The 21,462-nt window shown below is 73.0% G+C and carries 16 protein-coding genes and 2 riboswitches; of the genes, 4 read left to right on the plus strand and 12 right to left on the minus strand.

What is annotated here, in order from left to right:
• The 4 genes from ACWGDE_RS19440 to ACWGDE_RS19455 form a co-directional block, all read right to left on the minus strand.
• Positions 1–905: energy-coupling factor ABC transporter ATP-binding protein (locus tag ACWGDE_RS19440; RefSeq protein WP_453390222.1), on the minus strand; the 905-nt coding region annotated here is incomplete at its 3' end.
• On the minus strand, positions 902–2,233 hold the full coding sequence (locus ACWGDE_RS19445) for a CbiQ family ECF transporter T component (RefSeq protein WP_453390236.1): 1,332 nt from the start codon (positions 2,231–2,233) through the stop codon (positions 902–904). The genes ACWGDE_RS19445 and ACWGDE_RS19440, both read right to left, overlap by 4 nt.
• A gap of 25 nt (positions 2,234–2,258) precedes the next feature.
• Positions 2,259–3,176, minus strand: coding sequence for a hypothetical protein (locus tag ACWGDE_RS19450; RefSeq protein WP_453390223.1), 918 nt, complete (start codon positions 3,174–3,176; stop codon positions 2,259–2,261).
• Positions 3,173–5,947, minus strand: a complete 2,775-nt coding sequence (locus ACWGDE_RS19455; RefSeq protein ID WP_453390224.1) for a prenyltransferase/squalene oxidase repeat-containing protein — start codon at positions 5,945–5,947, stop codon at positions 3,173–3,175. Before ACWGDE_RS19455 ends, ACWGDE_RS19450 begins: the two co-directional genes overlap by 4 nt.
• 119 nt (positions 5,948–6,066) lie before the next feature.
• Positions 6,067–6,204, minus strand: a riboswitch (cobalamin riboswitch).
• 313 nt (positions 6,205–6,517) lie between these two features.
• On the opposite strand from ACWGDE_RS19455, the gene ACWGDE_RS19460 reads away from it, so the two are divergent.
• From ACWGDE_RS19460 to ACWGDE_RS19475, 4 genes are all read left to right on the plus strand, one after another.
• Positions 6,518–8,002, plus strand: coding sequence for a hypothetical protein (locus tag ACWGDE_RS19460; protein ID WP_453390225.1), 1,485 nt, complete (start codon positions 6,518–6,520; stop codon positions 8,000–8,002).
• Between the two features lie 105 nt (positions 8,003–8,107).
• A riboswitch (cobalamin riboswitch) is annotated at positions 8,108–8,324 on the plus strand.
• Between the two features lie 274 nt (positions 8,325–8,598).
• Positions 8,599–10,902 carry a 5-methyltetrahydropteroyltriglutamate--homocysteine S-methyltransferase gene (gene metE / locus ACWGDE_RS19465; RefSeq protein ID WP_453390237.1) on the plus strand — a complete coding sequence of 768 codons (2,304 nt, stop codon included), beginning with the start codon at positions 8,599–8,601 and terminating at the stop codon, positions 10,900–10,902.
• A 99-nt stretch (positions 10,903–11,001) separates the two neighbouring features.
• Positions 11,002–12,270, plus strand: a complete 1,269-nt coding sequence (locus ACWGDE_RS19470) for an aminotransferase class I/II-fold pyridoxal phosphate-dependent enzyme (protein WP_453390226.1) — start codon at positions 11,002–11,004, stop codon at positions 12,268–12,270.
• 75 nt (positions 12,271–12,345) lie between these two features.
• The gene (locus tag ACWGDE_RS19475) at positions 12,346–13,125 is read left to right on the plus strand and encodes a DUF6928 family protein (protein ID WP_453390227.1); all 780 of its coding nucleotides are present in this window, start codon (positions 12,346–12,348) and stop codon (positions 13,123–13,125) included.
• Positions 13,126–13,160: 35 nt separating this feature from the next.
• Here ACWGDE_RS19475 and ACWGDE_RS19480 read toward each other — a convergent pair whose 3' ends face one another.
• The 8 genes from ACWGDE_RS19480 to ACWGDE_RS19515 all read right to left on the minus strand — a co-directional run.
• Entirely contained in the window at positions 13,161–13,955 is a 795-nt protein-coding gene (locus ACWGDE_RS19480; RefSeq protein WP_453390228.1) for an enoyl-CoA hydratase/isomerase family protein, read from the minus strand.
• Positions 13,952–15,199 carry a cytochrome P450 gene (locus ACWGDE_RS19485; RefSeq protein WP_453390229.1) on the minus strand — a complete coding sequence of 416 codons (1,248 nt, stop codon included), beginning with the start codon at positions 15,197–15,199 and terminating at the stop codon, positions 13,952–13,954. The genes ACWGDE_RS19480 and ACWGDE_RS19485 overlap by 4 nt, the downstream gene beginning before the upstream one ends.
• 102 nt (positions 15,200–15,301) lie before the next feature.
• Positions 15,302–16,681 (minus strand): cytochrome P450, encoded by a 1,380-nt coding sequence (locus ACWGDE_RS19490; protein WP_453390230.1) that lies wholly within the window; start codon positions 16,679–16,681, stop codon positions 15,302–15,304.
• 10 nt (positions 16,682–16,691) lie between these two features.
• Positions 16,692–17,252 carry a GTP-binding protein gene (locus ACWGDE_RS19495; protein ID WP_453390231.1) on the minus strand — a complete coding sequence of 187 codons (561 nt, stop codon included), beginning with the start codon at positions 17,250–17,252 and terminating at the stop codon, positions 16,692–16,694.
• Positions 17,253–17,255: 3 nt separating this feature from the next.
• Positions 17,256–17,648, minus strand: a complete 393-nt coding sequence (locus ACWGDE_RS19500; RefSeq protein WP_453390232.1) for a DUF742 domain-containing protein — start codon at positions 17,646–17,648, stop codon at positions 17,256–17,258.
• A complete protein-coding gene (locus ACWGDE_RS19505) occupies positions 17,641–18,483 on the minus strand; it encodes a roadblock/LC7 domain-containing protein (protein ID WP_453390233.1) in 843 nt (280 codons plus the stop codon). Before ACWGDE_RS19505 ends, ACWGDE_RS19500 begins: the two co-directional genes overlap by 8 nt.
• On the minus strand, positions 18,480–19,661 hold the full coding sequence (locus ACWGDE_RS19510) for an ATP-binding protein (protein WP_453390234.1): 1,182 nt from the start codon (positions 19,659–19,661) through the stop codon (positions 18,480–18,482). The genes ACWGDE_RS19505 and ACWGDE_RS19510 overlap by 4 nt, the downstream gene beginning before the upstream one ends.
• A 462-nt stretch (positions 19,662–20,123) precedes the next feature.
• A partial coding sequence (locus ACWGDE_RS19515; protein WP_453390235.1) for a hypothetical protein occupies positions 20,124–21,462 on the minus strand: 1,339 nt, incomplete at its 5' end.

Consider the following 21,462-nt stretch of genomic DNA (forward strand, 5'->3'; position numbering starts at 1 on the left):
GGCACGCCGTGGTTGGACACGGTCACCCCGCGGGCGGTGAGCAGCCGAGTGCGGTCCGCCGAGGGTGCGGGCCGGACCGGCGGCGGAGCGGCCCCGGCCAGCCGGGCGCGCAGCGGCGCGGCCGCGCGGCGGGCGTCGCGGACCGAGAGGGGGAGCGGGGACCATCCGGCGGTCCGGCCCAGCTCGACGATGGGCGGGGCGATGGACGACGTACGGAAGACCTCGTGGGGCGGACCGGCCACGACGCGGCCGTCGCCCGGGAGGTGGAGGACGCGGTCGGCGTACTGGACCACGCGCTCCAGTCGGTGTTCGGCGAGCAGGACGGTGACGCCGAGGTCGTGGACGAGCCGGGTGACGGCGGCGAGGACCTCCTCCGCGGCCGTCGGGTCCAGGGCGGAGGTGGGCTCGTCGAGGACGAGGACCCGGGGGTGCGCGGTCAGGACGGAGCCGATCGCCACGCGCTGCTGCTGCCCGCCGGACAGCTCGTGCAGGGCGCGGTGGCGCAGGTCGGCCAGGCCGAGCAGATCGAGGGTCTCCTCGACGCGTTTGCGCATGGTGGCCGGAGGGACGGCCAACTGCTCCATCGCGTAGGCCAGTTCCTCCTCGACGGTATCGGTGACGAAACCGTCGAGCGGGTCCTGCCCCACCACGCCCACCACGTCGGCGAGTTCGCGCGGCGGATGCGTGGAGGTGTCGCGGCCGTCGACGAGGACGCGGCCGTGCAGGGTGCCCCCGGTGAAATGCGGTACGAGACCGTTGACGGCGCCGAGCAGGGTGGACTTGCCGACGCCGGTGTGGCCGACGACGAGGCAGAGCTCGCCTTCCTCCACCGTCAGGTCCACCTCCCGCAGAACCGGCTCGGCCGCGTCCTCGTACTGGACGGTGACCTGGTCGAAGGTGATCACATGGGTTCCTCGGTGCGCTGGGTGGGGATCCGGACCGTGGGCGGGAGACGGACGACGGCGGGCGGATCCGCGGGCGGACCCGCCGGCTGGGCCGGTATCGAAGCCCGTGCCGCGGGTGGCTCCGGGGGCCGTGCGGCGGCCGTTGTCGCGGCCGGTTTCGGCGCCGCGGGCGGCGCCGGGGGTGCTGCCGGTGCCGGGGTTCCGGGCCGGGCCGGCGGCGGTGCCAGGAAGCCCGCGGCCCCCGCGAGCAGGATGGCCACCGCCGGTACGAGCGGCAGCGCCGGCCAACCGAGCGGGTAGATCGAGGGGTTGAGGTCGGCGGCGTCGAACCCGGTGTTGCCGAACAGCAGCGCGGCGGAGAGCACCCCGCAGCCGGAGACGGCCCATTCGGCCGGGCGCCAGGGGTCGGGACGGTAGGTGGTCCGGGTGATCCGGCGGCCGCCGAGCCGGAGCCCCGCGAAGCACAGGAGGGCGCCGGCGCCCAGCGCGGGGAACCCGAGGAGGGCCGGCGCGGTCGCGTCGAGGAGTCCGTACGCGCCCGCGCACAGCCCGCACATGCCCAGCAGCATGAGGGCGCCGGTCGCACGGCGGGAGCGGCGGGTGGCGGTGCCCGCCCGGCCGTACCCCCGGGAATCCATGGCGGCGGCCAGCCGCAGGGAACGCTCCAGGGCGTCCTCGAGCACGGGGACGATGACGCCGCGCAGGGCGCGCAACCCCCTGGCGCGCCCGGCCCGCAGCCGCCTCGCCCGGTGCACGCGCTGCACGCTCTGGACGAGTTGGGGCGCGACGCTGATGGAAACGGTGACGGCCACGCCCAGTTCGTACAGCGCGCCGGGCAGGACGCGCAGCGCCCGCTTGGGGTTGGCGAGGGTGTTGGCCGCGCCGATGCAGCACAGCATGCAGGCGAGGCGCAGCCCGTCGGTGGCGGCGGAGAGCAGCGCCTCCAGGGAGACGGGGCCGCCGAGCCGGATGCCCGCGTACCAGTCGGGGGTGGAGACCCGGGGGAGGGAGAAGAGGAAGTGGTCCCGGGGGGTGATGCCGGTCGCGAAGACGGCGCGGAAGACCACCCGGACCGCCACGACGGTGAGCGCCAGGTAGAGGTAGTACGTGAAGCCCCGGGCCCAAGGAGCCTCGGTACGGCGCACGGTGACGACGTAGCCGAGGACGGCGAGGACCAGGAACAGCAGCAGCGGATTGTTGGTCCGGCTGACGGCGGTGGCCAGGGACAGGGCCCAGATCCACCAGGCGACCGGATGCAGGGTGCGGGGCAGCCGGCGGCCCCCGGTGTCCGGCGCGGGGCGGGGCACGGGCGCGGGCGGCCCGGCCATGGAGGCGGTGGTGCGTGACACGGGGTTACTCCGTACTACGGCGGCGCTTGGCGGCGTACGCGGCCGCAGCGCCGATCAGCAGCACCAGCGCACCGGTGCCGACGGCGGGCAGGAACGATCCGGCGTCGTGCTCGGCGTCGGCGGCGGGCGCCGCGTCCACGACCCGGGGTCCGGGGGCAGGCGCGGCCCCTGCGGCGGAACCGGCCGCCGGGGCGGGCGCGGGCGGGGCGCTCCCGGAAGCGGACGCGGAGGGCGGGGGGCTCTGCGGCTCCGAGGGGGCCGGGGGCGCGGACGGACCGGCCTGCCCGGGGTCCCGCGGCGCGGGTCCGGTGTCGACGCCCGGCGGCGGGGCGGCCGTCCGGGTGTCCTTCGGCGCGGGCCCGGAGCCGCCGGTGGGCTGGGCGTTCTTCGCGCGCAGCTGGTCGGGGGTGACCGCGGGCCGTCCCCGGGTGCCCTCGACGTCGGTCCCGCCGAAGGTCCACAGATCGACGGCGCCGGGCTTCGGCTTGTAGAGCATGGCGCCCAACTGGCTGTACTCCCAGGTGTTCTGGCCCGGGTCGGCGTGCCAGTACGACCAGTACGCGGAGGCCGGCGGCGTCAGGACGCAGTCGTCCTGCTGCGGTGTCGGGTACTGCCTGCCGCCCTGGTGGCCGCTGTAGCCGATGCGGCAGATGAAGGCGGGACCGTCGTGGCCCGTGCCGGTCGTGGCCCAGCCGCCCTGGTTGAGGAGCTCGTAGCCGGTGGTGGGCGTCGCACCGCAGGACCGGTACACGGGGCCGCCCCAGTGGCCGAAGTCCACGGCGAGGACGACGCCCGAGGAGGTGGTGCACTGCCCCATCGGCAGCGGGTCGGCGGCGGCCGGGGCGGCGGGGGCGGCGAAGACCGAGACCACCAGCGCGAGCCCGGCCGCGGGGCGGGTCAGGGCCGTCGGCACGGAGATCACCGGCGCTCCCGGGGAGTCGGACGGCGCCTGCGGGCGGCGGCGGTGACGCCCCAGCCGCCCAGGACCAGCAGGGCGGCCGCGGTGGCGAGTGCCGTGATCCGCGCACCGGTGGGGGCGAGGCGCCCACCGCCGCCGGAGGCATCCGCCCCCTCGCCCGGGGTCACGACGACGGGGCCGGCGGGCGAGGGGGACGGCCGGCCCGGGGTGCCGGGGACGGGCCGCGGTGTGGTGCCGTCCAGGCTGCGGACGAGGGTGGCGAAGGAGAGCGTGGTGGCGCCGCCGACGGCCTGGGTGGAGGCGCGGACGTCGGAGCCGGCCTGGCCGCCCTTGGCCACGTTGAAGCCGCCGTCCCCGTTCTGCTGCGAGGCGAGGAACCCGCGGGCCCCGGCGATCCGGTCCCGGTACTTCGGGCCGTCCAGGGACATGCCCTGCACGGCCAGGGCCGCCGAGTTGACCGAGTTCCCGGAGGCGCCGGGGAATCCGCCGTCCTCCTTCTGCTGGGCCGCGAGCCAGACCAGGGCCTTGCCGACGGCCGCCCGCGAGGCGGCGTCCGGGAGCAGGGCGAGGGCCATGGCGGCCATCGCGGTGGAGTCCACCTCGGCCCGGCTGGGCTCGCCGATCAGGCTGGGCCAGGCGCCCGAGGGCTCCTGGAGGCCCTTCAGGTAGCCGATCGGCTCGCTCGCGGCGGCGCTCTCGCCCGCCCGGACCTGGGCGATGACGCCGAGGGACTGGGAGAAGACGGACGTGGCGTTGGTGTAGGCACCCTTGGCGGCGCAAGAGCGGTCGGGTGCGGGGGACTTGGCGGGGCACACGGATCTGGCGAGCGCCGCGATCAGGTCCTGGCCGCCGAAGGCGCGCGGATCGCGGCCCACGGCTTCGGCGAGGACGGCCGCCTTGCCGAGGGAGCCGCCGCCCGCGTACTTGGTGCCGAGCTGCGTCCAGTCGTGCAGGCCGCGTCCCTTGCCGTCCCGGCCGCCCTTGTCGAGGAAGTCGACGATGTCGCGCAGGGTGGCGTTGTCCTCGCCCGTCGCGGCGAGGGCGAAGGCGCCGTCGATGGTCAGGCCGTAGTCGGCGAAGCCGCTGCCGGGGGCGTTCTCGTAGTAGCGGCCCTGGATCAGCCGGGAGGGGGCGGTGAGGTACGCCGTGCCCTTCTTCAGGTCCGGTCCGTCGCCCGGCAGGGGCGTGGCGGGGTCCGGGTCCGGGGTCTTCGGCGGGTCGGGCTTCTTCGTGGTGAGCGCCACCAGGTCCGTCTTCGCGCCGGCGACGGCGGCCGCGGTGGTGGCCATCAGTACGGGCGCGGTGTCCGGCTCCTCGAACGGGAAGGCGCCCTGCGGGAGTTGGGCCCTGGACAGCCAGGAGACCGCGGCGTCGGCGAAGAGCGGGTCGCCGAGCGCGCGCAGGGCCTGGGCGGCCACGCCGGTGGAGAAGGCGCTGCCGGCGGTGGTGTACGAGGCCGCGGGCAGGGACCCGGTCGGCAACTGGGCCTTCTTCAGGTACGCGCGGCCCTTCCGCACGGCCGGATCGTGGCCGCCGGCCCGCTTCAGGGCCAGGGTCATCAGCCCCGTGGAGGCCGCGTCGCTGTCGCACCAGTCGCCGGGGCGGAGCAGCATGCCGCTGAAACCGCCGTCCTCGCACTGGAGGGCGGCCAGCCGGCTCACGGCGTCCGCGGGCGGCGTCACCCCGCCGTTGAGCAGGGCGATCACGGCCAGGGCCTGGCCATCGGCCTGGTAGGGCGTACGGAAGTCGCCCTTGGTGGCGCAGCCGGGGACCGGATCGGCGGCCTCGGCGCCGCTGGTGCACACGTACTTCACGAGATCGCCGAGCAGGTCGTGCCCGCCGAAGGCGCGGGGGTCCCGGCCGGTCGCCTCGGCCACGAGCGCGAGCCGTGCGGCGGCCGTCGCGTCCGGCGCGAGGTCCTTGCCGGAGGGGTACGCGTACGCCTCCGTGTGCGCGGGCGCGGCGAGGAAAGCGGCGGCCTTCCGGGCGGCGGGGCTCTTGGGATCGGCCGCCGCGAGGGCGTAGACCACCTCGGTGGTGGCCAGGTAGTCCGGGTCGGTGGAGTCCGCCTTGAGCACGCGCTCGCCGTCGGCCAGCCTCCCGGTCAGCCAGCGGGTCGCGGCGGGGACGTCGACCGCGCCCGGCGGTACGTCCGGCGGCTTCGGGCCGGTGGGGTCCGGGGTGGGGCCCGCACCGCCGGCCCGCACCTCGTCGGGGGAGAAGGCGGGCTGGCCGGACTCGCCGCCGGCGTCGGTCCCGCCGAACACCCAGGCGTCCACGTCGCCGGGCTTCGGCTCGCGGGTCTTCGCGCCGAGGGAGCTGTACGTCCACTTCCTGTCGCCGGGCGAGGCGTGCCAGTACGACCAGTAGGCGGTGGACTTCGGGGTGAGGACGCAGTCCTCCGTGGCCGGAGTCGGGTAGCGCGTACCGGAGTTGAAGGCGCCGGTCCCGATGCGGCAGACGAAGGCGTCGCCGTCGTGCACGGTGCCTTCCGTGGTGAACCCGGCCGTGTGCAGCAGTTCGTACCCCGTGGTGGGCGTGGTGTCGCAGCCCCGTTCGACCTTGCCGCCGAACGGGCCGAAGTCCACGGCGACCACGGCGCCGGCGGTGGCCGTGCACCGGCCGACCGGGTCGGCGCTCGCGGCCGGCGGGACGGTGAGGAACGCCACTCCCGCGGCGAGCGTCAGTAACGAAGCCGTCGCCAGGGACAGCAGCCGGCGTCTGCGCACGGCCTGCCGTCGCGCCCGCCGTCGCGCCTGCTGTTCGGTGCCCACCGCGGCCCTCGTCTCTGCCGGCCGGGCGGACGCGTGCGTGGTGGCGCCCCCCGCGCACGGCGGCGCCGTGGGGGAGCGGTGACGACCACGCCGTAGTCCGCGACGGCGTTCTGCGTTCTGCGTTTCATGACGGTGCGCCAGGTGTTCCGGCTCACCCGGAGGGTTCCGGGTCTACGGTTGCGGGTCAGCGCCGGACTTCGACCGGCTTCCCCTGGTGCTGAGTGACTGTCAGCCGGAGTGCAACACGGATGCGTGCGAACCGTCAAGGCGGCGCCCCTCTGGCTCCAACCGCCCTCGAGCGAGGGGCCGGTGGGCCGCTGGCGGACCTCTTGACCGCTCGGGTAGCGTCCTGGGCTGCCACATGGGGGAATCCGGTGAGAGGCCGGAGCTGACGCGCAACGGTGTGGGACGGCGGGGGCCGTCTCCGAGCCCGAATGCCCATGCGGCGAAGCACCACAGGAAGCCGTACCACGCGTTCCGGGCGGCGGCCCCCGGCGTGCCCTGCCGTGCCCGCGCACGGCCTCGCGGCGCGGGGGAGCGGCCGGCGTCCGCCGATTCCAGGAGCAGGCCATGTCCCGTACCAGCACGCCCACTTCAGGTACCTGCCGTACCGGCGCGCCCAGTTCAGTGGCGTCCCGTTCCGGCGCGCCCCGCCTCCGTGCGCCCCGCCGGCTCGCGCTCGCGGTGCCCGCCGTGCTCGGGGCCCTCGCCCTCACCGCGCTCCCCGCCTTCGCGACCTCGACCCCCGCGCAGCTCGCCACGTCCAGGGCGAACGGCGTCGCCTACCTCAAGTCGCTCCAGGCGGCGGACGGTTCGTACGCCGGCTCCGGCCTGTCCAACGAGTGGGCGTTCAGTGCCTTCGCCGCCTCCGGCACCGCCGTCGTCGACGTCGCCCCGGGCGGCGACACCACGAAGAACGCCCGCACCGTCTACCGCGACCTGCTCTCCACGGCGGGCTGGCCGTCCGCCGCCCCGGTCGTCACCGACTACGAGCGCGGCACCCTGAACGCGTACGCCGCGGGCATCGACCCGGCCCGCGTCTCCGCCTCCCGCAACCTGATCGCGAACGTCTACTCCTACTGGCAGACCGCCGAGCCGGGCTACTTCGGCCCCTCCGGAAACTTCAACGGCACCGTTTTCGCGGCCCTTTCGCTCGGCGGCGCCAAGACCCGGGCAGGCGCCAACCGCGTCCCGCAGGCGCTGACCGACTCGATGGTCGCCCGCATCCGCGCCAACCAGCACAACGACGGCGGCTGGACCTTCGGCAAGGCCGAGGGCAACCCCACCGCCCTGGCCGCCCAGGGCGACGTGGACATGACCGGTGCGGCGATGGCGGCCCTCTGCGTCTCGGGCGTCCCCGGCACCGACACCGGCGTGGTCCGGGCGAAGAACTTCCTCAGGGGCAGGCTCGCCCCGACCGGTGCCTTCAACTCCCTCTACGGGGTCAACACCAGCTCCAACGGCTGGGCCGTCGCCGGGCTCAACGCCTGCGGGATCAACCCGCAGACGGGCGATTTCCTCACGCCTTCGGGCAAGACCCCGGTCGACTTCCTGATCGCCAACCAGTACGACCCGGCGGGCGGCTTCAAGTACAAGCCGGCCGACACCGGCCCGTCCGCCTACGCCTCCATCGACGCCCTGCGCGCCGTCGCGGGAGGGGGATTCACCTCCGCGCCGCCCGTTCCGGTGACGCCCGGCGCCCCGCAGTGGGTCTCCGCCGCCTCCTTCACCGCGGGCACCGCCACCAAGCTGGCGCTCACCGTCGACGACGGCGCCGGCGGCCTGAAGGTCTGCTCGGTCGCCTTCACCCCGAGCGGTACGACCACCACCCTCGGCGAGGTCCTGAACGCGGCCGCCGCCTCGGCCACCCCGGCGGGCTGCGTCACGAGCGTGACCCCGTCGTCGGGTGGCGGCCCGATCACCGCGGTCAACGGCCGGGCCGACAGCGGCTCCGACACCTGGAAGGTCGGCGTCGACGGCTCCGCCTTCGCCGGTGCCGACCGCGACAAGGTGATCAACGTGGGCGACACCATCGCCCTGCGCCGGGGCGCCTGACACCGGCGGGTACGGGGCCGCGCGCAGGGCCCCGTACCCGCACCGTGTCCCATCTCACGGTCCGCAATGCGGTACGGGCTCGCGCGCGTTCGCGCCGGACGCCCTAGGCTTGCCGACGCAGCTGGTTCGCCCCCGTCCGCCAGACGGGTGCGTCGCAAGAGGGAACCCGGTGGGAATCCGGGACTGCCCCGCAGCGGTGAGTGGGAACGAAAGCCGTCATACGCACTGGGTCCGACGGGCCCGGGAAGCGACGGCCGGTAGGTGTCTGCCCCCGGCAGACGTGCCCGCGAGTCCGAAGACCTGCCCGTTGCCCGTGCGCGACCCGTCGCGCGCGGAAATCCCGGTGACCTCGTGGGCGGGTCGGCGACACATATCAGGCGGACGTCCCGCGCGTACCCAGTGGTACGCGCTGCCGGCGGACCGCCGGTTGCGTCACCCTTCGCGCTCTCGCCCGTCACCGGGTTCAGGGAGACACGCTCGCGAAGGAGAGTTCCGTGACCCGCACGAACACGACCACCACAGCCGCGACGGCCGCGCCGGAGACCACATCCGCGTCCGAGTCCGCATCGGCACCCGCATCCTCGCCCACGTCCTCGGTGGGACCGGCCACCGTGTACGGCTACCCCCGCCAGGGCCGCGACCGGGAGCTGAAGAAGGCCGTCGAGGGGTACTGGAAGGGCCGCGTCGGCGCCGACGCCCTGCGCCGGACCGCCCGCGAACTGCGCCGCGCCAACTGGCTGCAGCTGGCCGAGGCCGGCATCGACGAGGTGCCGACCGGCGACTTCTCGTACTACGACCACGTCCTCGACACCACCGTCATGGTCGGCGCGATCCCGCGCCGCCACCGCGCCGCCGTCCAGGCGGACGCCCTGGACGGGTACTTCGCGATGGCCCGCGGCACCCAGGACGTCGCCCCGCTGGAAATGACCAAGTGGTTCGACACCAACTACCACTACCTGGTCCCCGAACTCGGCCCCGACACCCGGTTCACGGCGAACCCCGGCAAGCAGGTGGCCGAACTCGCGGAGGCGGTCGCCCTCGGCCACACCGCACGCCCCGTACTGGTCGGACCGGTGACGTACCTGCTGCTGGCCAAACCCGCCCCCGGGGTCGCGGACGACTTCCAACCGATCACCCTGCTCGACCGGTTGCTGCCCGTGTACGCCGAGGTGCTCGCCGCGCTGCGCGCCGCGGGAGCCGAGTGGGTCCAACTGGACGAGCCCGCCCTCGTCCAGGACCGCACCCCCGCCGAGCTCAACGCCGCCGCCCGCACCTACCGCGAACTCGGAGCCCTCGACCCCCTCACCGAGCGGCCCAGGATCCTCGTCGCCTCCTACTTCGACCGGCTCGGCGACGCACTGCCCGTACTCGCCAAGTCCCCGGTCGAGGGCCTCGCCCTCGACTTCACCGGGGCCGCCGCCGCCAACCTCGCCGACCTCGCGGCCGTCGGCGGCCTGCCCGGCAAGCGGCTGGTCGCGGGCGTCGTCAACGGCCGCAACGTCTGGATCAACGACTACCGACAGTCGCTGACCACCCTCGGCACCCTCCTCGGCCTCGCCGGCCGGGTCGACGTGGCCTCCTCCTGCTCCCTGCTCCACGTCCCCCTGGACGCCGACGCCGAGCGCGACATCGACCCGCAGATCCGGCGCTGGCTGGCCTTCGCCCGCCAGAAGACCACCGAGATCACCACCCTGGCGCGCGGACTGGCCCGGGGCACCGGGGCGATCACGGCCGAACTCGCCGCCAACCGCGCCGACCTCGCCTCCCGAGCCGCCTCCGCGATCACCCACGACCCCGCCGTCCGTGCCCGCGCCGCGGCCGTCACCGACGCCGACGGACGCCGCCCCCACCCCTACGCCGACCGGGCCGCCGCCCAGCGCGCCCGGCTGATGCTGCCCCTGCTGCCCACCACGACCATCGGCTCGTTCCCGCAGACCGCCGAACTGCGCACCGCCCGCGCCGACCTGCGCTCGGGCCGCATCGACGCGGCCGAGTACGAGGAGCGCATCGAGGCGGAGATCCGCGAGGTCATCGCCTTCCAGGAGAAGACCGGAATCGACGTCCTCGTGCACGGCGAGCCCGAACGCAACGACATGGTCCAGTACTTCGCCGAGCAGCTCACCGGCTACCTCTCCACCCAGCACGGCTGGGTCCAGTCCTACGGCACCCGCTACGTGCGCCCGCCGGTCCTGGCCGGCGACGTCTCCCGTCCCGATCCGATGACGGTGCGCTGGACGACGTACGCCCAGCGGCAGACGTCCAAGCCGGTCAAGGGCATGCTCACCGGCCCGGTCACCATGCTCGCCTGGTCCTTCGTACGCGACGACCAGCCCCTCGGGGAGACGGCCCGCCAGGTCGCCCTGGCGCTCCGCGACGAGGTGAACGACCTGGAAAGGGCGGGCACTTCGGTGATCCAGGTGGACGAGCCGGCCCTGCGGGAAACCCTGCCGCTGCGCGCCGACGGCCACGCCGACTACCTGGAGTGGGCCACCGAGTCCTTCCGCCTCACCACCGGCGGGGTCCGTCCGGAAACCCAGATCCACACCCACATGTGCTACGCGGAGTTCGGCGACGTCCTGCGGGCCATCGACGACCTCGACGCCGACGTCATCAGCCTGGAGGCGGCCCGCTCCCACATGCGGGTCGCGGACGAACTCGCCTCCGCCGGCTACCCGCGCGAAGTCGGCCCCGGAGTCTGGGACATCCACTCCCCGCGCATCCCCTCCACCGCGGAAACGGCCGCCCTCCTGCGCAAGGGACTGGAAGCCATCCCCGCGGACCGCCTGTGGGTCAACCCGGACTGCGGCCTGAAAACCCGGGGCTGGCCCGAAACCCGCAGCTCCCTGGAACACCTGGTATCGGCGGCCCGCGAACTCCGCACGGAACTCCCGAAGCCCTGACCTCCACCGGGCCGGAACGAAACTCCACCCACCCGTTCCGGCCCGGTTTGTATCCTCGGCACGCCACCCGTCGATGCGGCACGTGCGAGAGGAACCACCATGACCACCGAGCTCAGCCCCGACACCCTGACCGCGCTCCTGGAGCGGGCCCGCCAGGACTACCGGGCCCTCGCGGAACGCGGGCTCGCGCTCGACCTCACCCGGGGCAAGCCGGCTCCGGAGCAGCTCGACCTCTCCCAGGACCTGCTGAGCCTGCCCGGCGGCCGGTACACCTCCGCCGACGGCACGGACGTGCGCAACTACGGCGGTCTGCAGGGGCTGCCCGAGCTCCGTGAGATCTTCGCCGGCGTGCTCCAGGTGCCGGCCGGGCAGCTCCTCGCCGCGGGGAACTCCAGCCTCGAGCTGATGCACGACTGCCTGGTGCACGCCCTGCTGGGCGTGCTGCCGGGCGCCGAGTCGCGCTGGGTGGACCAGGGGCGGATCGCCTTCCTGTGCCCGGTGCCCGGGTACGACCGGCACTTCGCGCTCTGCGAGCGGTTCGGGATCGACATGATCCCGGTTCCGATGACCGCCGAGGGCCCCGACATGGAGGCCGTGGAGCGGCTCGTCGCCGAGGACCCGGCGGTCAAGGGAATCTGGTGCGTACCGAAGTACAGCAACCCGGACGGCGCCTGCTACAGCGACGCCGTCGTGGCGCGGCTCGCCTCGATGAGCACCGCGGCCCCGGACTTCCGGATCTTCTGGGACAACGCGTACGCCGCCCACCACCTCACCGACGAGCCCACCGAGATCGCCGACCTGCTCGCCGCCTGCGCCGAGGCCGCCAACCCGGACCGGGCGTTCGTGTTCGGGTCCACCTCGAAGATCACCGCGGCGGGCGCCGGCGTCGCCTTCTTCGGCGCCTCGCCGGCGAACCTCCAGTGGCTGCTCGCCAACAGCTCCAAGCGGTCGATCGGACCCGACAAGGTCAACCAGCTGCGGCACGCCCTGTTCCTGCGCGACGAGGACGGGGTCAGGGCCCAGATGGAACGCCAGCGCGCCCTGCTCCAGCCCAAGTTCGAGGCGGTGGCGCGCATCCTGGACGCGGAGCTCGGCGAGACCGGACTCGCGACCTGGACCTCGCCGAAGGGCGGGTACTTCGTGGCCCTCCAGGTCCCGGACGGCTGCGCCAAGGAGGTCGTACGCCGCGCCGCGGCCGCGGGCATCGTCCTGACCCCGGCCGGCGCCACGCACCCGCACGGCGACGACCCCCGCGACGCCCTCATCCGCATCGCCCCCAGCTACCCGACCCTCGCGGACCTGGAACAGGCGATCGAGGGCCTCACCATCTGCGTCCGCCTCGCCGGCTACGAGCAGCAGTCCGCCTAGAACGCCCCCGCCCCCCATTGTCAGTGGCTACCGCTAGCGTCCATCCCACACGGATTCGAGGGGGGGAGGGCACTCGTGGGAGCCAAGACGGGCCTGCTGGCCTACGCGGACGGGGACATCCCGGCTGCCCTGCGCCGGGCGACGGCGGCCGGCGCCGGGGAGACGGAGGAACTGGTCGGGCGGCTGTATCCAGGCTGGGGCACGCAGCCCGCGGAGGGCGAGAGCCTGGGCGAGGGCACCTACCCCGCCGACGGGCTCACCTACGCCGCGAGCTTCCCGGGCGTGGACATCGTCTGTGACCGGCGCCTGATGACCGTCCGTCCGTCGCGGCTGCCCGCGCACCTGGTCGTGGCGGGTGCCGGACGCAGGATGGTCCTGCACGCCATGCACAGCGTGGTGGACGCGCTGACCTTCGCGGTCTGGGAGGACGGTCGGCTCGTCCGCTCGCTGAGCCTGTCGCCCGACAGCGGAGTCGTCGAGGACATCGGTGAACCGTACGCCTTCGAGGCCCCGTACTGGGCCGGTGAACACCCGGTGGAGAGGGACCCGGACTGGGAGGACGAGACGCCGTATCCGCTGCCCTTCCACCCGCTCGAACTGGGCGAGGCCGCGCTGCGGGGGTTCTTCGGGTTCGCCCTCGAAGGGTGGCCGGTGCTCGAAGGCGTCGATCCGGATGCCGTGCGGCTCCACGGCTTCCGCCTCACGGAGCCGGACGGCCCCGGCCTCGTGCGGCGGCAGGCCGTCCTGGAAGCGGCGGTTCGGCGCGCTCGCGGTACGACGTACCAGTCCACTCCCCGCCGGCCCGTGCCCGGGGCGGCCCTTTCGGATCCCGACGGGCCGAAGGGGGCCCCATGAGCCGGCTTCGGTGGCCCGTCGCGGGTCGGGTGGGATCAACTTCTCGTGTGCTGCTGGAGGGTGGCGGCCAGGAGGTGGGCGTCGAGCAGGGAGACGTCTGCCGTTCTGTCCGCGCGAGCGTAGCCGGCCAGCATGCGCTTGGTCAGGACGAGCGCTTCGGGCGAGCGTCTGACCAGGGGCCTGGTCCAGGAGTCGACGACCTTGTCCAGCTCCTCCACGGGGGCGGTCCGGTGGAGCAGGCCGATGCGGTGGGCCGTGTCGGCGTCGAAGACGTCGCAGGTGAGCATGAGCTCGCGGATCCTGGAGGCGCCGACCTCGGACACCAGGCGGCCCATCGCCCCGCCCCAGGCCGGCGGCAGCCCTATGCCCACCTCCGGCATGCGGAAGCGGCTGGTGTCGGCTCCGGCGCGCAGGTCGCAGAAGGAGGCGAGGGCCAGACCCGCGCCGATGACCCGTCCGTGCAGCCGGGCGATGGTGACGGCGTGGGTGTTCTCCAGGGCCTGGCACAGGCGGTGCGCCTTGTCGGCGATGCGCCGCAGGGCCACTCCGGACGGATCGGCGGCCAATGCCTCCTGGTACTCGTTGCGGTCGGCACCGAGGCAGAAGTCCGGACCCAGCGACGACAGCGTCAGGATCCGGACGTCGGGTCTCTCGTGGAGTTCGTCGAGCAGGGCGATGAGGTCGTCGAGGACCGCGGTGTCCAGCGTGTCGTCCTGACCCCAGGGGTTGAGGCGGACGTGGAGTACGGGGCCGTCCTGCTCGGTGCTGATTGCCTTGGGGGCGGTCCGGGGGGTCCGGGCGTGAACGGGGGCGGGGGTCGGTGAGGTCATGCGACTGCTACGTCCAGGTTCAGGAGGCGTCGGAACGCCACACGGGGCGCCATCGACGGGGGGCGTACGAGGGTCAGGCGGGGGAGGCGCCGGATCAGCTGGCGGAGCAGGGTCTGCGCTTCGAGGCGGGCCAGCGGCGCGCCGAGGCAGTAGTGGATGCCGCCGCTGAACGCGAGATGGTCGGGGGTGCGTTCGGGGTCGAACCGGTCCGGGTCCCTGTGCCGGGCCGGGTCCCGGTGCGCCGCCCCGATCATCAGGTGGACCATCTCGTCGCGGCGGATCTCGATGCCTCCCAGCACGGAGTCCTGCGACGCGACCCGGCTGATCACGTGGGTGGGCGGATCGTAGCGAAGCGTTTCTTCAACGAACCCGGGGACGAGGTCCGGGTTGTCGGCGACCGTGTTCCAGCGTTCCGGGCTCTCGACGAGCCGGAGCGCCATCGACGAGAGCAGGGTCGCGGTGGTTTCCAGGGCGGCCAGCAGGACGAACAGCACCAGGAAGTAGACGGCCTCGTCGGCCTTGTCCTGGTCGGGCTCGATCCCGTCCCACGTCCGGATCCACCGGGTGATGGGGTCGTCGCCGGGGTGGGAGCGCCTCTCGCGCACCAGGTCCGTGAAATAGGCGCGGAGTTCGGCCGTGGCCGCGTCGGACAGGGCCAGTTGGCTGGCCGACGGCAGCAGCTCCTGGGTGAAGACCTGATCGTGTGTCAACTGCCGCAGCCTGGGCCAGTCGGCCTGCGGCAGTCCGAGCCATTCACCGATGGTGGCCACCGGCAGCTCCTCGCAGACGAGCTCCGAGAAGTCCGCCTCGCCGGTGCGTATTCGCTCGGTGAAGGCGTCGAGGAGCCGATCGGCGGACCGGGTCACGTTGCGGCCGATGCGCGCCACGGTGCCCCGGTCGAACGTGCCCGCCGCGCGGCGCACCGTGGTGTGGTCCGGCGCGTTGAGCGCGGCGAGCGTATGGCTCATCTCGCGCGAGGAGGGCGCGTTCCAGCGCGTCCCGTGCCCCTGGCGCTCCCGCCATTGTCTGTCGGGCTCCAGCCATTGGCGGCTGCGCAATATCTGGTCGCACGCGGCGAAGCCGGTGACGGCGTACCCGCCCCAGGGGGCGGGTACCACCTCGCCCCGCGCGAGGAGTTCGGCGTACACGGGGAAGGGGTCGGCCTGCCCCCTGGCCGTGCGGAGGCGGGAGAAGAGGGAAGCGGACGCCCTGCGGTCATACGCGGGAATAGTGGCAACCACCATGCGGCGGCTCCTTTCTGAGAACCAGCCGCCATGCATACCCACATGATCGTTGAGCATCCGCTACCACCCAGTACTCAGGGGGTTAGGAGAATCACACTCGCCTCAATCGCCCCTGGTCCAGGCCAGGAAGCGGCTGAACAGGCCCCCCTTGGACTGCGGCGCGGCACCGGTGTTCGTACGCGAGGATCCGGTGTCGGAGGACGAGGAAGCGGAATTCTGCTGCTGGGACGTCTGACCCGGGTTGGCTCCGGCCGCCCCGGTCGCAAGGGGAACCGTCCTCGGGGTGAAGCGGATCGGGAGCGTCACCAGCGAGCGGCTCCACGGGCTCGGTGCCCAGGTGAGGGCCTTGAACGGGACGCGCAGCTCGACGTCGTGAAGCTGGTTGAGCAGCGTCTCGACGGCGGTCACGGCGATCATGAAGGCCGGGTCCTTGGCGGGGCAGGCGTGCGGGCCCGCTCCGAACGCCAGGTGCGCCTTCGCGCTGAGCTGCTCGCGGTGCTCGGTCAGCTTCGGGTCGGTGTTGGCCGCGGCGAACGAGATGAGGACCGGGTCATTGGCCCGAACCACCCTTCCGCCGAGCTCGACATCGTGCGTCGGGTAGTGCGCCGCGTAGTTGGCGATCGGCGCGTAGTTCCAGAGGGTCTGGGAGACCGCGTCCTCGACCGGGAGGCCGACCTGCCAGTCCTCGCCGAGGTACAGGGCGCTGCTGGTGCCGATGGCCGCGGCGAGCGGCGCGGTGCCGCCCGAGAGCAGGGTGACCAGCTGGTGCAGCAGTTCCTCGTCGCTCAGCTGGGCCGGGTGCTCCATCAGGCGGGTTGTCAAGTCGTCGGTCGGACGCATTCGCTTGAGGGCGATCAGTTCGCTGAGCGCCCCGCCGAGCACGACGTCGGCTCCGGGGGTGCCCTCGAAGATGCCGCTGATACCGGCGATCACGCGGTCGCCGATCTCGGGCGGGCAGCCGAACAGGTTGCTGAAGACCAGCAGGGGCAGCGGCTGGGCGTACTCGGCCATCAGCTCCGCCTGGCCGCGGATGTCGGTACTGAACTGGCTGATCAGGTAGTTGGCGGACTGCTGCGTCTGCCTGATGAGCTGGTGCTCGTTGACCGTGGCGAGACTGTCGGTGACGGCCCGGCGCAGCCGGGCGTGTGCCGAACCGTCGCTGAAGAGCGCGTTGGGGCGGTAGGCCATCATCGGCAGCGCCGGGCTGTCGGCCGGGACGCGCCCTTCGTTGAGCGCGTTCCAGCGGCGGGAGTCGCGCACGAAGGAGGTGGGGTTCTGCAGGACGTACAGAGCGGCGTCGTAGCTCGTGACGAGCTCGGCCTGGACGTCCGGGGCAATGTCCACGGGCGCACTGTGGCCGTACGCGCGCAGCTGTGCGTAGTGGCTGTCGGGGTCGGCTCCGAACGCGGGGCCGTACATCTGGACGTTCCCGTGCGCGGGGCAGCCGGGGGGTATCTCCTGCGGATCAAGTGGCTGTTGCATTCCTGCGCTCCTAGCCGAGTTGGGTCATGAGGTGTTTCACGAGGACGATGAGGGCCTGCGCCGAGGAGTTCTCGTCCCGTACGTCGCACTCCACGACAGGGGTCTCGGCGCTGAGGTTCAGGGCCTCGCGCACCTCGTCGAGCGGGTAGTGCGTGGTGCCCTCGAAGTGGTTCACGGCGATGGCGTACGTCAGCCCGAAACGTTCGACGAGGTCCAGTACGGGGAAGGACTCGTGCAGCCGTTCCGGGTCGACGAGGACCAGCGCGCCCAGAGCGCCCCGGGAGAGCTCCTCCCACATCTCCTTGAAGCGCTCCTGGCCGGGCGTTCCGAAGAGGTAGAGCACCAGGGTGTCGCTGAGGGTGAGCCGGCCGAAGTCCATCGCGACGGTGGTGGTCGTCTTGTCGGGCGTGCCCGACAGGTCATCGAAGCCCACGCTGGCTTCGGTGATCTCTTCCTCGGTCCGCAGGGGCTCGATCTCGGAGAGACTGCCGATACAGGTGGTCTTGCCGACCCCGAAGTGTCCCACTATGAGGATCTTCACCGCGTGGGAGACGTCTGGATCCAAGTACACGCGTTACGCTCCGAATCGATTCTTCAGGCCTTCGAGCACGGCGCTGACCAGCTCTCTGTCGACGCGCTCGGTCCGCGGAATCGGGGTCCTCGCGAGGATGAGACGGTCCTCCTCCAACTGCGCCAGGAGGATGCGGACGATGCCCAGGGGCAGGTGCGTGTGCCCCGCCACCTCGGCCACGGACAGGAAGCCGTTTGCGACCAGGTCCATGACCTGTCCCGCTTCCGGGGACAGCGTGCGCGCCGCGACCTGCCCGCTCTCCGCCGCCGCCGTCACGAGCGTCGTGTGCTCGTACTCGTGGTCCGGGGGCAGCGCCCGTCCGTTCGTGATCACGAAGAGCGGGACTAATGGAGAGGTCAGCTCCAGCTCGTCGTCCCGTCCGAGTCCATCAGGCATGGTCCGTCCCCTTCCCCGGTGTCGCCCCCGCGGTCAGTCTGGGAACCACCTCGTGCAGACGCGTGGTGAACTGTTCGATGTCGCAGTCGTGTTCGGCGGCGGCCGCCAGCAGGGCATCGGGGCCGGCCGCCATCAGGAAGATCCAGCCGTGCTGGAACTCGATGACCGTCTGACGCCATTCCGCGTCCTCGACGACCCCCGCGAACTGCGAAGTGACCCGGCTGTACGCGTGGATGCCCGTCATGGCCGCGGAGACCGTGTCCGCGAGGTCGCGGCTCATCCCGTTGGTCGCCCCGCGGGGGAGACCGTCCGATCCCAGCAGCACCGCGTGGCGGGCCCCCTTGACCTCGGACATCACCTTGTCGAGCTCACCGAGGACGAATCCCGCGTCGCCGGAGCCCTGCTGCCGGGGGACGCCGTCCCGCGGCCCTCCCGCGTCCTCGGCGCTCACCCGGGGCGGCGAGGTGAGGTTGTTGCCCAGCCGGGCGACGAGGCGGTGCATGCGGAAGGAGATCTGCTGCATGTCCACATCGGGCGCGGCCGCGGCGGCGAGGTACGAGCCCTGCCCCGCTCCGATCAGGAAGCTCCAGCCGTGCTCGAACTCGATGATGGTCTGGTTCCACTGCCGGTCCTCCTCGGGACCGGCGAAGTGGGCCGTCGCCCGGCTGAGCGACTGCATCCCGGCCATGGCCGCGGAGATGGTGCGCACGTCCTTCTCGGCCAGGCCTTCGGTCGCGCCGCGCGGAAGGCCGTCCGCGGACAGCAGGACGGCGTGCCGTGCGCGGGGCACGTTGTGCACGATGTCCTCGAGCATCCACGACAGGTCTGCGCTCATGCCTCTTCGGGCCCTTCGAACGAGGTGGCGTCCAGGTTGCGGCCGGAGAGCGTGCCGCGCTGGAACGCCCCCAGACCGCGCCCGGAAGCACGGACCGTCTCTCCCGGGGTCCCGGGCGCCGGCGAGGTGGGGTCGGGGACGCTCGCGATGGGAGCCTGCCGCGCGCCGCGCTTGGGCAGACCGTGCGTCGTACGCGAGGTCGCACCCTGGGGCCGGCTCTCGGTGGCGCGCCGGATGTCGCTGACCGGGGCCTCCTGGACGGGCGCTATCTCCTCCATGGTCCACAGCTCCTCGGGCAAGAGGACGACGGCCCTGACGCCGCCGTACCGGGAGACTCCGGTGACGTCGACCTTGAAACCGTGCTGACGCGCGATCAGGCCGATGACCGGGAAACCGAACTTCGGCTGGGTCCCGAGCTGCGACAGACGGGGGGCGACGTCTCCGGAGAGCAGCGCGGTCGCCCGCTGCCGTTCTTCGTCGTTCATGCTCACGCCGGCGTCGTCGATGACGATGCACAGGTTGTTCTGGACCCGCTGGAACGTCACCTCGATCGGCGCGTCGTGCTGCGAGAAGCTGGCGGCGTTGTCGAGCAGCTCCGCCACGGCGAGGGCGACGGGCGCGACCGCGGACGACTTCAGGGCGAGACTGGTCTGCTGCATGATCGCGACCCGGTGGAAGTTGCGGATCTGACCCTGGGCGCTGCGCACCACGTCGTAGACGCTGGCCGGCCTGTTGCGACGGCCGAGCGGCGCACCGCACATGACGGCGATGCCCTGGGCCTTGCGCGCCATCTGGGCGTTGGCGTGGTTGACGTCCAACAGGTCGCTGAGGACGGCGTGTCCGCCGTACTTGCGCTGGATGCCGTCGAGGAGCGTCGTCTGCTCGGCCGCGAGGCTCTGCAGGAGGCTGGCGGCACCCTTGAGGACGGCCTTGGTGTTGTCCTCCGCCGCTTCCTTCGCCGCCCGGAGCGTGGCGTCCTGCTCGCTGCGGAATCTCTCCAGCTGGGCGCGCGACGCGTGCAGGTGACTGTCTGCCGCGAGCAGCTGTTCCCGCAGTTCGGCCTCGGTGTGCTTCTTCTTCGCCCCCAGTGCTCTGTTGCGGGCGACGAGTGCCACGACCGCGACGACGGCTATCGCCGCCACCGCAACCAAGCACCACACAAGTGCGTCTCGATTCATGGAAACCTTTCCCGGCGCATGGCATGCGGACGGCTGCAGATACACCTCGCGAGGCCCCGCAACACAGCTGATCGGCACGATTCACCTGCGGTTACACGGAGAGCGCGCCGCCGATCACAATCAGCATCTGCGTCAAAACGGAACAAGATCACAGATGCGGGGATGCTATCACCGGATCTTCGCCCTTCCGGACGCCCGCTATAGCACCACATCCGCCCAACCCGGCCGCCGCAACGCCGGGTTGGCGTGGCCTTTCGCCCCCGCGTCCGCCGTCGGCCGCGCCTCTCCCGTCACCGATCTGTTAAGCAGTTCTTCACGAGAGCGGCAGCAATCTCTCACATCCTCCTGAGCCACCGTCAACCGGCCCCCGGTCAACCCCCGTCGACGGCCCCCGGTACCCAGCTCCTGGGCACCGGGCGCGTGTTGGGATATGTCCTGGCTTGGGTGGGCCGCCGGGACGGTCTAGGACGCGGTGCAGTTGACCCGGATCGGGGCCGCCGCCGCGTGGCGGTTGTCGGAGCGGTTTCCGCGGTTGTCGAGGACGACGGCGATCTTGTTGTCCGTGATCGAGAAGGGCCCGGCGGAGACCCACTGGCCCAGCGAGCCGGGCTGGTTGATCGAGAAGGACCCGATCTCGTCGCCCGACTTCCGTTCGAACGAGCGGTAGACGGTGTAGTGGGCGGGGCTGCCGCCGACGTACGTGAGGTCGCGCACGTTCGGAATGAACACCTGGACCGAGCAGCGGCCCTTCCGCACCTTGTCCGTCGTGAACTTCCACTGCGCCCAGACGTCGCCGTTCGGCTTGGAACTGCCGGACATCGGCAGGCTGTAGTAGAAGCCGCTGCAGCCGTAGGACGTGGTGCTGCCCCGGCTGCCGAGCCAGCCCTTGTCGCCGTCGTTGGCGAAGCCGGGAGTATCGCAGCCGGGCCCGATCAGGTGCGTGTAGGTGACGGCCGCGGGCCGGTTCTCCGGCGCGGGCGCGGGCACGTTGGCGCCGGGCGAGCCCTTCGCGGGGGCCTGGGAGCCCGGGGTGTCACGGCTCTCCCCGGCGGGTGCCGCGTGGTTCCCGGCTCCGGGGGAGCCGCCCTCGCCGCTGCCCTGGGGGAGGCCGCCCGCGGGGTCGCCGGCCGCGGTTCCGGGGGCCTGGCCGGGCTGCTCGCCGCCGACCGGATCGGTGCCCGGGACGGAGACCCGCTGCTCGCCCGGTACGAGCCCGGGGCCGGACCCGTCGGGGTTCAACGGGCTGCCGGCCGGGGCCTCGGAGGAGGCGGCGCGGGGCTCGTCGTCCTGGCCGGATATGAGGAACGGCAATCCGATGAGGACCAGCCCGCCGAGGACGGCCGCGGCGATCATCGGCTTGTTGGGCCGCCCGGGGGGCAGCAGGGCGGTGCGGGTACCGGAGCTGCCGGAGCGGGTGGCCGTGGCGAGACGGGTCTGCGCCGCCGACTCCGCCGCGGTGTGGGCTTCGGGGTCGCCGGCGGCGGTGGCGGCGGTCGCGGGTTCCGTGGTGGAGGCCGCCGCCCCGGTGGCGGCCGGGACGGCGGCTTCGGCGGTGGCCGAGGCCGAGGAGGGCTGCGGCTCTGCCTCCGGCTCCGCGGCCGGCTGCTCCGCGGCCGGTTCCGTGGCCGTCTGCGGGGCAGGCTCGGCGGTCGCGGTCGCGGTCGCGGTCGCGGTGGCCGTTGCCGTCGCGGTGGTGGCGGTTGCTGGGGTGGTCGCGGTCGCGGTGGCCGCACCGCCCGCCTCCGTGGTGCCCGCCCCGGTCGTGGAGCCTTCCCCGGCGGCCGCGGAGGTGGCCGGGAAC

The organism is Streptomyces sp. NPDC054956, from assembly GCF_053609185.1.